Origin of the sequence: Burkholderia sp. Ax-1724 (assembly GCF_011752995.1) — a bacterium.
Lineage (GTDB): Bacteria > Pseudomonadota > Gammaproteobacteria > Burkholderiales > Burkholderiaceae > Paraburkholderia.
On record NZ_VWWL01000017.1, the window covers coordinates 153957 to 166425 of the forward strand.

12 protein-coding genes are annotated in these 12469 nt (G+C 64.6%); 10 read left to right on the plus strand and 2 right to left on the minus strand.

What is annotated here, in order from left to right:
• Positions 1 to 45 precede the first annotated feature (45 nt).
• From F3J19_RS20745 to F3J19_RS20775, 7 genes are all read left to right on the plus strand, one after another.
• On the plus strand, positions 46 to 567 hold the full coding sequence (locus F3J19_RS20745; RefSeq protein ID WP_205193092.1) for an OmpH family outer membrane protein: 522 nt from the start codon (positions 46 to 48) through the stop codon (positions 565 to 567).
• A gap of 87 nt (positions 568 to 654) precedes the next feature.
• A complete protein-coding gene (lpxD, locus tag F3J19_RS20750) occupies positions 655 to 1755 on the plus strand; it encodes a UDP-3-O-(3-hydroxymyristoyl)glucosamine N-acyltransferase (protein WP_167045276.1) in 1101 nt (366 codons plus the stop codon).
• Between the two features lie 197 nt (positions 1756 to 1952).
• Positions 1953 to 2417, plus strand: coding sequence for a 3-hydroxyacyl-ACP dehydratase FabZ (fabZ, locus tag F3J19_RS20755; protein ID WP_006048683.1), 465 nt, complete (start codon positions 1953 to 1955; stop codon positions 2415 to 2417).
• Between the two features lie 91 nt (positions 2418 to 2508).
• Positions 2509 to 3297 (plus strand): acyl-ACP--UDP-N-acetylglucosamine O-acyltransferase, encoded by a 789-nt coding sequence (gene lpxA, locus F3J19_RS20760; RefSeq protein ID WP_167045279.1) that lies wholly within the window; start codon positions 2509 to 2511, stop codon positions 3295 to 3297.
• Positions 3298 to 3300: 3 nt separating this feature from the next.
• Positions 3301 to 4470: a lipid-A-disaccharide synthase gene (gene lpxB / locus F3J19_RS20765; RefSeq protein ID WP_167045282.1), complete on the plus strand. Its 1170-nt coding sequence runs from the start codon at positions 3301 to 3303 to the stop codon at positions 4468 to 4470.
• Positions 4467 to 5135, plus strand: a complete 669-nt coding sequence (gene rnhB, locus F3J19_RS20770; protein ID WP_167045285.1) for a ribonuclease HII — start codon at positions 4467 to 4469, stop codon at positions 5133 to 5135. Before lpxB ends, rnhB begins: the two co-directional genes overlap by 4 nt.
• Before the next feature lie 263 nt (positions 5136 to 5398).
• Positions 5399 to 6187, plus strand: a complete 789-nt coding sequence (locus tag F3J19_RS20775; RefSeq protein WP_167045288.1) for an RNA methyltransferase — start codon at positions 5399 to 5401, stop codon at positions 6185 to 6187.
• A 70-nt stretch (positions 6188 to 6257) separates the two neighbouring features.
• Here F3J19_RS20775 and F3J19_RS20780 read toward each other — a convergent pair whose 3' ends face one another.
• Complete coding sequence (locus F3J19_RS20780) at positions 6258 to 7073, minus strand: pyruvate, water dikinase regulatory protein (RefSeq protein WP_167045291.1); 816 nt, start codon at positions 7071 to 7073, stop codon at positions 6258 to 6260.
• Between the two features lie 552 nt (positions 7074 to 7625).
• Here F3J19_RS20780 and ppsA point away from each other — a divergent pair.
• The 3 genes from ppsA (at position 7626) to F3J19_RS20795 (ending at position 11751) form a co-directional block, all read left to right on the plus strand.
• Positions 7626 to 10028 carry a phosphoenolpyruvate synthase gene (gene ppsA / locus F3J19_RS20785; RefSeq protein WP_167045294.1) on the plus strand — a complete coding sequence of 801 codons (2403 nt, stop codon included), beginning with the start codon at positions 7626 to 7628 and terminating at the stop codon, positions 10026 to 10028.
• A 184-nt stretch (positions 10029 to 10212) separates the two neighbouring features.
• On the plus strand, positions 10213 to 10668 hold the full coding sequence (locus F3J19_RS20790) for an NfeD family protein (RefSeq protein ID WP_167045297.1): 456 nt from the start codon (positions 10213 to 10215) through the stop codon (positions 10666 to 10668).
• A 150-nt stretch (positions 10669 to 10818) separates the two neighbouring features.
• Positions 10819 to 11751, plus strand: coding sequence for an SPFH domain-containing protein (locus F3J19_RS20795; RefSeq protein WP_167045299.1), 933 nt, complete (start codon positions 10819 to 10821; stop codon positions 11749 to 11751).
• Between the two features lie 264 nt (positions 11752 to 12015).
• Here F3J19_RS20795 and smpB read toward each other — a convergent pair whose 3' ends face one another.
• Positions 12016 to 12456: an SsrA-binding protein SmpB gene (smpB, locus tag F3J19_RS20800; RefSeq protein WP_167045315.1), complete on the minus strand. Its 441-nt coding sequence runs from the start codon at positions 12454 to 12456 to the stop codon at positions 12016 to 12018.
• Between the last annotated feature and the right edge of the window lie 13 nt (positions 12457 to 12469).

Below are 12469 nucleotides of genomic sequence, written 5' to 3' on the forward strand. Positions count from 1 at the left end.
TTTCCGGCGGCGGCCCGGCCAAACTACGGTATCGAGAGGATGACTTTGCTAACCGGTATGTTTTCGAAACGTGTAGCGTGCGCATTGGCGCTGGCCATGACCTTGGGAGTCGGGGTTGCGCATGCGCAGGAGGCGAGGATCGCCGCGGTGAATTCCGACCGTATCCTGCGCGAATCGGCGGCGGCAAAGGCCGCACAGCTCAAGCTCGAAGCCGAATTCGCGAAGCGCGACAAGGATCTCGCCGACATGGCGCAGAAGCTCAAGTCGATGTCCGATGCGCTCGACAAGAACGGCGCGTCGATGTCGGCGGCCGACCGCGCGCAGAAGCAGCGCGATCTGTCGCAGCTCGACTCGGACTTCCAGCGCAAGCAGCGCGAGTTCCGCGAAGACCTCAACCAGCGCCGCAACGAAGAACTCGCGGCGGTGCTCGATCGCGCGAACAAGGTCATCAAGCAGATCGCCGAGACGCAGCACTACGATCTGATCGTGCAGGAAGCGGTGTACGTGAGCCCGCGCATCGATATCACCGACCAGGTGCTGAAGGCGCTGGCGGCATCGGGCAACTAACGGTCATCGCGTGGCGCATGGCCGTGAGCCTGCGCCGGCGCGTGTCCGCCGATGGCTTGGATTGAACAGGTAGGAGACAGGATAGGCATGGCATTTACGCTCGAGGACATCGTCCGGCGGTTCGGCGGTGAAGTAGTCGGAAACGGTTCGCAGCGCGTGGGCAGTCTTGCGCCGCTCGATCAGGCGGGCCCGGACCAGTTGGCGTTCCTCGCCAATCCGAAGTATCTGTCGCAGGTCGAAACGACCCGTGCGGGCGCGGTGCTGATCAATGCCGGCGACCTCGCGAAGCTGGCTTCGCCCGATGGCCGTAATTTCATCGTCACGCCGAATCCGTACGCTTACTTCGCGCGCATTGCCCAGACCTTCATCGACCTCGCCACGCCGAAAGCGGCGCCCGGCGTGCATCCGAGCGCAACGATCGATGCCTCGGCCCAGGTCGCCGCGAGCGCGGTGATCGGTCCGCGCGTCACGGTCGAAGCCGGCGCGGTGATTAGGGAGCACGTGCGGCTCGACGCCAATGTGGTGATCGGCCGCGGCACGCGCGTCGGCGCCCACTCGCATCTGTATCCGAACGTCACGGTCTACCACGGCTGTCAGCTCGGCGAGCGCGTGATCGTGCACGCGGGTGCCGTGATCGGCTCGGACGGGTTCGGCTTCGCGCCGGATTTTGTCGGCGAGGGCGAGGCGCGCACCGGCAGCTGGGTGAAGATTCCGCAGGTCGGCGGCGTGTCGGTCGCGAACGACGTCGAAATCGGCGCGAACACGACGATCGACCGCGGTGCGATGGCCGACACGATCATCGAGGAGTGCGTGAAGATCGACAACCTCGTGCAGATCGGCCACAACTGCAAGGTCGGCGCATACACGGTCATCGCGGGCTGCGCGGGTATCGCGGGCAGCACGACGATCGGCCGTCACTGCATGATCGGCGGCGCGGTCGGCATTGCCGGGCACGTCACGCTGGCCGACTACGTGATCGTCACGGCGAAGTCGGGCGTTTCGAAGTCGCTGCCGAAGCCCGGCATCTACACGAGTGCGTTCCCGGCCGTGAATCACGCGGACTGGAACAGGAGCGCGGCGCTGCTGCGCAATATCGACAAGCTGCGCGACCGCATCAAGGCGCTCGAAAGCGCCGCCGCAGACAAGACCGGCGGCGCGACAGGCGAGGCCGCGGGCAATCCGCTCTAAGAAATCCCGGCGGCGCGCCGGCACCGCGTAAAATAGCGGGCGAGCATCATGAAGCAGAGCCGGTTGCCGTGACCGGGCGGCAGGGCCGCCGCCCTGGTCGCAGCGGACCTCGCGGGCGCCGGCCGCGCGCGTTTTCAACCTACCTGCACCAGCATCCGCAGTCATCATCGCGCATTCAACGCGTGAGCAGAAACACCATGAGCACCGAAAAAATCAATCTCGACATTCATAAGATTCTCACGCTGCTGCCGCATCGTTATCCGATCCTGCTGGTCGACCGGGTGCTCGAACTCGAACCGCACAAGAGCATCAAAGCGTTGAAGAACGTGTCGATCAATGAGCCGTATTTCCAGGGACATTTCCCGACGCGGCCGGTGATGCCAGGCGTGCTGATTCTCGAAGCGCTCGCGCAGACCGCGGCGCTGCTGACGTTCTCGGAAGAGCCGAGCGATCCGTCGAACACGCTGTACCTGTTCGTCGGCATCGACAACGCGCGTTTCAAGCGCGTGGTGGAGCCGGGCGATCAGCTGATCCTGAACTGCACGTTCGAGCGTCACATGCGCGGCATCTGGAAGTTCAAGGCGCGTGCCGAAGTGGATGGAGTCGTGGCGGCGGAAGCCGATCTGATGTGCGCGGTGCGGCACACGGACAAGGACGCCTGAGCCGTTCGGCGGGCACGCGGCGGCGCGATTCGCGCGGCCGGTCCGTGGCACGCCCATCCAGACAACGCAACAGAATCAGAAGCGAGGACGCATGAGCAGGATTCATCCCACTGCGATCATCGAAGCGGGCGCGCAACTCGACGAATCCGTCGAAGTCGGCCCCTATGCCGTGATCGGCGCACACGTGACGATCGGCGCGCGCAGCACGGTCGGTTCGCACAGCGTGATCGAAGGCCACACCACGATCGGCGAAGACAACCGCATCGGCCATTACGCATCGGTCGGCGGCCGTCCGCAGGACATGAAGTACAAGGATGAGCCGACGCGACTCGTGATCGGCAACCGCAACACGATCCGCGAATTCACGACGATCCATACCGGCACGGTGCAGGACGCGGGCGTCACGACGCTCGGCGACGACAACTGGATCATGGCCTATGTGCATATCGGCCACGACTGCCACGTCGGCAGCAACGTGATCCTGTCGAGCAACGCGCAGATGGCCGGCCACGTGACGATCGGCGACCACGCGATCATCGGCGGCATGTCGGGCGTGCACCAGTTCGTGCGCATCGGCGCGCACTCGATGCTCGGCGGCGCGTCGGCGCTCGTGCAGGACGTCCCGCCATACGTGATCGCCGCGGGCAACAAGGCGGAGCCGCACGGCATCAACGTCGAAGGCCTGCGCCGCCGCGGCTTCTCGGCCGATGCGATCTCGGTGCTGCGCACGGCGTATCGCGTGCTGTACAAGAACGGCCTGTCGCTCGAAGAGGCGAAGGTGCAACTGCGCGAACTCGCCGCCGCCGGCGGCGACGGCGACGCTCCGGTGCAGACGCTGCTCGCGTTCGTCGAAGCGTCGCAGCGCGGCATCATCCGCTAGACGATGGCGTTGCAACCCAGCCCGCTGCGCGTCGCGATGGTGGCCGGCGAGCCGTCCGGCGATCTGCTCGCTGCGTCGCTGCTCGACGGCCTCGCAAGCCGCCTGCCGGACGGCACGCAGTACTACGGCATCGGCGGTCCGCGCATGATGGCCGCGGGCTTCGACGCGCACTGGCCGATGGAAAAGCTTACGGTGCGCGGTTACGTCGAAGCGCTGCGGCACATTCCCGAAATCCTAGGCATTCGCAATGAACTGAAGCGCCAGCTGCTCGCCGAGCCGCCGTCGGTGTTCGTCGGCGTCGACGCGCCCGATTTCAACTTCGGGCTCGAACATGCGCTGCGCGACGCCGGCATTCCGACCGTGCACTTCGTCTGTCCGTCCATCTGGGCGTGGCGCGGCGGGCGCATCAAGAAAATCGCCAAGGCGGTCGACCACATGCTGTGCGTGTTCCCGTTCGAAACGGCGCTGCTCGAAAAATCGGGCGTCGCGGCATCGTACGTGGGGCATCCGCTGGCCGACCAGATTCCGCTTGAACCCGACACGCTCGGCGCGCGCCGCACGCTCGGTCTTGCCGAAAGCGGTCCGGTGATCGCGGTATTGCCCGGCAGCCGGCGCTCCGAGATCGACCTGATCGGCCCGACGTTCTTCGCGGCGATGGAGATGATGCAGCACCAGGAGCCCGGCGTGCGCTTCGTGATGCCGGCGGCCACGCCCGCGTTGCGCGCGCAGCTGCAGCCGCTCGTCGAGGCGCATCCGGGCCTCGCGCTGACCATCACCGAAGGCCAGTCGCAGCTCGCGATGACGGCCGCCGACGCGATCCTCGTGAAGAGCGGCACCGTCACGCTCGAAGCCGCGCTGCTGAAAAAGCCGATGGTCATTTCCTACAAGGTGCCCTGGCTGACCGGCCAGATCATGCGCCGCCAGGGCTATCTGCCGTACGTCGGCCTGCCGAACATTCTGGCGGGGCGCTTCGTGGTGCCCGAGATCCTGCAGCACTTCGCGACGCCGCAGGCGCTCGCCGAGGCGACGCTGAAACAGCTGCGCGACGAGTCCAACCGGCGCACGTTGACGGAAATCTTCACGGAGATGCACCACGTGCTGAAGCAGAACACGGCGCAGCGGGCGGCGGAAGTCGTGGCGAGCGTCGTCGACCGGCGGGCGGGGCGGGCATGAGCACGGCACGCGTGCCGCGCCGCAAGACCACGGCCCAGGCGGGCCTGAACTTCGAGAGCGCGGACGACATCGTCTGCGGCGTCGACGAAGCCGGGCGCGGGCCGCTCGCGGGCCCGGTCGTGGCGGCGGCGGTAATTTTCGATCCGGACAAGCCGATGATTCGCGGTCTCGACGATTCGAAGGCGCTTACCGCGAAAAAGCGCGAGGCGCTGTACGACAAGATCGTCGAGCGGGCGCTCGCCTACTGCATCGCATCGGCAACGGTCGAGGAAATCGACTCGCTGAACATCCTGCACGCGACGATGCTCGCGATGAAGCGCGCGGTGGAGGGGCTGTCGGTCGTGCCGACGCTCGTGAGGATCGACGGCAACCGCTGCCCGACGCTCGCCATGCGCGCCGAAGCGGTGATCGGCGGCGATGCGCTCGTCAAAAGCATTTCGGCCGCGTCGATTCTCGCCAAGGTTACGCGCGACCGCATGCTGCTCGAACTGCATGAGGCCTATCCCGTCTACGGTTTCGACGCGCATGCCGGTTACGGCACGCCGCAGCATCTGGCGGCGCTGCGCGAGCATGGGCCTTGCGAGCATCATCGGCGTTCGTTCGCGCCGGTGCGCGAGGCGTATCAGCGATTCGGCACGGGTGTCGTTGTTGTGCCGGTGCGCTGATCCATCCACGGCGGCGCAGGTCGGCGCAAGCGCGATGCCCGGCAAGACACCTGGCTAATTCGCTGCTGTATGAAGTACCGCATGAACGCGGCACGGGCGTCGCGTGAATAACCGCATTTCGGAAGGCACCGGGATGATGCCTAGGTACCGCCTGGGTACTTCCTGAGCGCCTTTCAGGCGCTGCTTGTTGAGCACGGCATAAAATACGGCCGGCGCTCTCGCGCTATCCACTCTTTTTCCATTTTTCTTCGCCTTCGCTGCCTGTGAAAGCCATCACCTCGCGGGACAATCCGCTCTACAAGCGCCTGAAGGCACTGGCCGGCTCGACGCATCAACAGCGCCGCAGCGGCCATGCGCTGCTCGAAGGTTTTCATCTCGCGAGCGCGTATCTCGACGTCGCCGGTCAGCCGGAACTGTGCATCGTCACCGACGGCGCGCTGCGTCACGACGAAGCGCAGGCCATCGTGTCGCGCATCGAGGATCACCGGCTCGTCACGCTGCCGGATGCGCTGTTCGGCCAGCTCTCGAACGTCGTGCATGGCATCGGCATTCTGCTGCTGGTCGAGAAGCTCGATACGCCGCTGCCCGAGCGTGTCGATCAGAACTGCCTCGTGCTCGACGGCGTGCAGGATGCGGGCAACGTCGGCTCGATTCTGCGCAGCGCGGCGGCGGCGGGCATCGGGCAGGTGTTTTGTGCGCCCGGCACGGCGTACGCGTGGTCTTCGAAGGTGCTGCGCTCGGGCATGGGCGCGCATTTCCTGCTGCACATTCACGAGGACGTCGACACGAACGCGCTGATCGAACGTCTCGCGGTGCCGATCGTCATCACCGATTCGCATGGCGCCGAGGCGATCTACGATTGCGATCTGGGTGGACCGCTCGCGTGGGTGTTCGGCAATGAAGGGGCGGGCGTGTCGCAGGCCTGGCGCGATGCCGTGTCGCTGCGCGTGACGATTCCGCAGCCGGGCGGGATGGAGTCGCTGAACGTGGCCGCGGCGGCGGCTGTCTGCGTATTCGAGCAGTGCCGTCAGCGGCGCGGGCGGAAGGCGTAGGCGAGGGCGGCGCCGGGCGGTTGCGGGCAAGCCCCGCACTGGCGCCATGCCGCCGCCACGGCGCTCAATATCAATAAGACGAGCGGTCCAGCTTGATCTCCTGCAGGATCGTCGTCGCGATCTCCTCGATCGACTTGTGCGTCGACGACAGCCACTTGATCCCCTCACGCCGCATCATCGCTTCGGCCTCGTTGATTTCGTAGCGGCAGTTTTCCAGTGCCGCGTACTTGCTGCCCGGCCGCCGCTCGTTGCGGATCTCCGACAGCCGCTGCGGATCGATCGACAACCCGAACATCTTCTGCCGATGTTCGAGCAGCGGCGTCGGCAGCTTGCCGCGTTCGAAGTCCTCGGGAATCAGCGGATAGTTCGCCGCCTTCACGCCGTACTGCATCGCGAGATAAAGGCTCGTCGGCGTCTTGCCGCTGCGCGATACGCCGACGAGGATCACGTCCGCGTCGGCGAGATTGCGGTTCGATTGACCGTCGTCGTGCGCGAGCGAGAAGTTGATCGCTTCGATCCGGTTCTTGTACTCCTCGGTGTCGGCGTTCTGGTGGCCGCGGCCCATCGCGTGGCTCGACTTCAGTTCGAGCTCCTGCTCGAGCGGCTCGACGAAGGTCTGGAACATGTCGAGCACGAGCGCATTCGAGCCCTTGACGATTTTGTTCGACGAACTGTCGACGAGCGTCGTGAAGACGATTGCACGGCGGCCTTCCTGCACGACCGCCTCGTTGATCTTTTCGAGCGTCGCGTAGGCCTTCTCGGTCGAATCGACGAAAGGCACGCGAACCAGGCGGAATTTCTGGTCGAACTGGGAGAGGATCGAATGCGCGAAGGTTTCGGCAGTAATCCCGGTACCGTCTGAGACGATGAATACGGTGGGCGGCATCAGTGGGGCTTTGAACGTGAGCGGCAAACGGGCCGGGAAGCGTGAGCGGTAAAGCGCGCCCGAATCGAACCGCGCCGCCGCGGGGCGGCGCTCCGGCGGCTGAACCGCGGCGGCCGGCGCAGAGTCTGCCAGTACCACGGCCTCGGGCGGGAAGCGGCGCAGCCTCGCAAAAGCCCGCAGGCCAGGGCCGGGCGCGATTCGAGGCGCAATTCTCGTCCGACTGCCACATTTCAGGAGTCGGCACGGTAGAATAGCGGCAACCTGTTGGATAAGCAATTGCAGGCGATTGGCGTCTAACTCACCGCGAACGGTCGACCAACGCCGCGCTATCCGCCGCGAATGGGCGCTGAACACGGGAGATCGGGCGGCAAGTCCGCTCAATCGTGTGTTTTATCGAGCATCCGCGCGCAGCACGCATGGGGCCGCACGCTCCCGATATCGCGATTGCTTCTCCAACAGGTTGTGCAAGGCACGGGGTCGAGCTTCCAATGGGCCGCCCGTGTTCAAGCCCACTTGCACAGCCGTGAATTTCTTTCACACTTAGGGGCTTGTATGACTAACGCAGTTACCGTCGCAAAGGACAAGGCGTATGTAGTTCCGTTCGAGCAGTTGCGGATGACCGATGTCGAAATCGTCGGCGGCAAGAACGCGTCGCTGGGCGAGATGATCAGCCAGCTCGCCGAAGCCGGTGTGCGCGTGCCGACCGGTTTCGCCACCACGGCGCTGGCTTTCCGCGACTTCCTGCAGCACAACAATCTGACCGAACGCATCGCCAAACGTCTCGAAACACTCGACGTCGACGACGTGAAGGCGCTCGCCGAAGCGGGCAAGGAGATCCGTCAATGGATCGTCGACGCGCCGCTGCAGCCGCAGCTCGAGGCTGACATTCGCGCAGGGTTCGACACGCTGCAAAAGAGCTCGCCCGAAGAGCTCTCGTTTGCCGTGCGTTCGTCCGCGACCGCGGAAGACCTGCCCGATGCCTCGTTCGCCGGTCAGCAGGAAAGCTACCTCAACGTGGTCGGCATCGACGACGTGCTCGACCGCATGAAGCACGTGTTCGCGTCGCTGTACAACGACCGTGCGATCTCCTATCGTGTCCACAAGGGCTTCACGCACGCTGAAGTCGCGTTGTCGGCGGGCGTGCAGCGCATGGTGCGCTCGGACGTCGGCGCGGCGGGCGTGATGTTTACGCTCGATACCGAATCGGGCTTCAAGGACGCGGTCTTCATCACGTCGAGCTATGGCCTCGGCGAGACCGTCGTGCAAGGCGCCGTGAATCCGGACGAGTTCTATGTCTTCAAGACCACGCTCGCGCAGGGCAAGTACCCGATCATCCGCCGCTCGATCGGCTCGAAGCTCATCAAGATGGAATTCACGAAGGCCGGTGAGCCGGGCCGCGTGAAGACCGTCGATGTGCCGCACGAGCAGCGTAACCGTTTCTCGATCACCGACGAAGACGTGATCGAGCTCGCGAAGTACGCGGTCATTATCGAGAAGCACTACCAGCGTCCGATGGACATCGAGTGGGGCAAGGACGGCCGCGACGGCAAGATCTTCATCCTGCAGGCGCGTCCGGAAACGGTGAAGAGCCAGGGCGTGGGCAAGGCCGAGCAGCGCTTCAAGCTGAAGGGCCAGTCGAACGTGATCGCCACGGGCCGCGCGATCGGCCAGAAGATCGGCGCGGGTCCCGTGCGCGTGATCCACGATCCGTCGGAAATGGACCGTGTGCAGCCGGGCGACGTGCTCGTCGCCGACATGACCGACCCGAACTGGGAACCGGTCATGAAGCGCGCCTCGGCGATCGTCACGAACCGGGGCGGGCGCACCTGCCACGCGGCGATCATCGCGCGTGAATTGGGCGTGCCGGCCGTGGTCGGCTGCGGCGACGCGACCGACGTGCTGAAGGACGGCGCGCTCGTCACCGTGTCGTGCGCGGAAGGCGACGAAGGCAAGATCTACGACGGTCTGCTCGAAACCGAAGTCACCGAAGTGCAGCGCGGCGAACTGCCGCCGATTCCGGTGAAGATCATGATGAACGTCGGCAACCCGCAGCTCGCCTTCGACTTCTCGCAACTGCCGAACGCAGGCGTGGGTCTCGCGCGGCTCGAATTCATCATCAACAACAACATCGGCGTGCATCCGAAGGCGATCCTCGAATACCCGAACGTCGATCAGGACCTGAAGAAGGCGGTCGAAAGCGTCGCGCGCGGTCACGCGTCGCCGCGCGCGTTCTACGTCGACAAGCTGACCGAAGGCATCGCGACGATCGCGGCGGCGTTCTATCCGAAGCCCGTCATCGTGCGTATGTCCGACTTCAAGTCGAACGAGTACAAGAAGCTGATCGGCGGTTCGCGCTACGAGCCGGACGAGGAAAACCCGATGCTCGGCTTCCGCGGCGCGTCGCGCTATATCGCGGAAGACTTCGCCGAAGCGTTCCAGATGGAATGCGTCGCGCTGAAGAAGGTGCGTGAAGAGATGGGCCTCGACAACGTCGAGATCATGGTGCCGTTCGTGCGTACGCTGAAGCAGGCGGAGCGCGTGGTCGGGCTGCTCGAGAAGTTCGGCCTGAAGCGCGGCGAGAAGGGCCTGCGCCTCATCATGATGTGCGAAGTGCCGTCGAATGCGATCCTCGCCGAAGAGTTCCTGCAGTACTTCGACGGCTTCTCGATCGGCTCGAACGACCTCACGCAGCTCACGCTCGGCCTCGACCGCGACTCGGGCATGGAACTGCTCGCCGTCGATTTCGACGAGCGCGATCCGGCGGTCAAGTTTATGCTGAAGCGCGCGATCGAAACCTGCCTGCGTCTGAACAAGTACGTCGGCATCTGCGGCCAGGGGCCGTCGGATCATCCGGACTTCGCGCAATGGCTGACGGACGAAGGCATCAAGTCGATCTCGCTGAACCCCGACACGATCATCGAGACGTGGCAGCAACTGGCGAAGTCGAAGCAGTAAGCGGCGAAGCCGTGCAGGCCGCCTGTCGGGCGGCGTGCACGGTGTGAGTTGCAGCGCGAGTTATGGCGCGAGCTGCGACGAATCGGCAACGCGCGGACATGCGCGGTAGCGCCCGTTGAACACGCCCGCTTCGTGCTATAAACACCCCGGTAGATCCGGGGTGTTTTGCTTTGTGGAGGTCGCCGTGGCGCCTGGTGGACTGTTCTGGTGGATCGGGGCGGGTGTGCTTGTCGTGCTGGAGCTGATGAGCGGCACCTTCTATCTGTTGATGATCGCGCTCGGCTGTGTCGCGGCGGCCTTGGCGCATATTGCCGGCGCGGCCGCCGACGCGCAGTTCGCGATCGCCGCGGTGGTCGCGCTCGCGGCAGTCGTGCTGCTGCGGCGCTCGCGTTTCGGCCGGCGCAAGCGCGAACAGGCGTCGCGCAACCCCGACGTCAATCTCGATATCGGTCAGACGCTGAACGTGCCGGCGTGGCACGAGCGCCGGGCGCGCGCGACCTATCGCGGTGCGGCATGGGACGTCGAACTGGCCGAGGGCGAGCCCGAAGATGCGCAGGTCTACGAGATCCGGGAGTTGCGCGGTAGCCGCCTGATCGTCGTGGCGAGCCGTTCGCAGCCTGCCGGCGCACCGGCGGCCTGAGGGGCGATTGCCATGCGGGGCAATGCGGGCCCGCGAATCTCACTGACAGATCAGCATCAGAAGCATCAGCATCAAAAATATCAGCATCAAAAAACGCCGGCGCATTAACCTGCGTAGAACGATTCAAACCACGGACCGGAGGGTAGCAACATGGATTCAACCATCGTCGGGGCGGTGCTGCTGATCGTCGTGATCGTGCTTGCATCGCAGACCATCAAGATCGTGCCGCAGCAGCATGCGTGGGTGCTCGAGCGCCTCGGCCGTTATCATGCGACGCTGACGCCGGGCTTGAGCTTCGCGTTTCCGTTCGTCGACCGGGTCGCCTATAAGCACGTGCTGAAGGAAATCCCGCTCGAAGTGCCGAGCCAGGTGTGTATCACGCGCGACAACACGCAGTTGCAGGTCGACGGCGTGCTGTACTTTCAGGTCACCGATCCGATGAAGGCGTCCTACGGGTCGAGCAATTTCGTGTTCGCGATCACGCAGCTTTCGCAGACCACGCTGCGCTCGGTCATCGGCAAGCTCGAACTCGACAAGACCTTTGAAGAGCGCGATTTCATCAACCACAGCATCGTGTCGTCGCTCGATGAAGCGGCGGCGAACTGGGGCGTGAAAGTGCTGCGCTACGAGATCAAGGACCTGACGCCGCCCAAGGAGATTCTTCACGCGATGCAGGCGCAGATCACCGCCGAGCGCGAGAAGCGCGCGCTGATCGCGGCGTCGGAGGGGCGCAAGCAGGAGCAGATCAACATCGCATCGGGCGGGCGCGAGGCGGCGATCCAGAAGTCCGAGGGCGAACGGCAGGCGGCGATCAACCAGGCGCAGGGGCAGGCGGCGGCGATTCTGGCCGTGGCCGAGGCCAACTCGCAGGCGATCCAGAAGATCGCGGCGGCGATCCAGTCGAACGGCGGGATGGAGGCCGTGAATCTGAAGGTGGCGGAGCAGTATGTGAATGCGTTCGCGAATCTGGCGAAGCAGGGCACGACGCTGATCGTGCCGGGCGATATGTCGAACATGAGTTCGATGATCGCGTCGGCGCTGACGATCGTGAACAAGGGCAAGGGCGGGCCCGCTTCGGCCTAGCGGGAGTCAGGAGCAGGCACTGGGAGAACTGGCGGTTTCCCGCAAAAAAATGGCCAGCAATCATCGGGATGCGGGCCATTTTCCTGTTGCGGATTCTCAGCCTTGCTGAAGGCGGGGCGCCGGTGCGCGCGGGGCGGTTGACAAGGCAGCACATGAAGCCGCGAACGAATCGGCAAATGAAGCGGTGAATGAAGCCGGCGCGCCGAAGCCGCGCCGCAGCACAGTCTTTACATGGGCGCAGGTGGCGCGACCGTGCGCCCACGCTCACGAACGCATCAAACGCGCCTTTTCGCGCTCCCAGTCGCGCTTTTTCTCGGTCTCGCGCTTGTCGTGCAGCTTCTTGCCCTTGGCGAGGCCGATCTCGCATTTGACGCGGCCGTTCTTGTAGTGAAAATTGAGCGGCACGAGCGTATAGCCGCGCTGTTCGACCTTGCCGATCAGCTTGCTGATTTCTTCGCTATGCAAAAGCAGCTTGCGCGTGCGGACCGGATCCGGGTGGATGTGCGTCGACGCTTCGGGCAACGGGCTGATGTGCGTGCCGATCAGAAACAGCTCGCCGTTGCGGATCACCACGTAGCCTTCCTTGATCTGGCCGCGCCCGGCGCGCAAGGCCTTGACCTCCCATCCTTCGAGCACGAGTCCGGCTTCGTAGCGCTCCTCGACCGAGTAGTCGAAGAAGGCTTTTCTGTTGTCGATAATGCTCATGAATGGAAAGCGC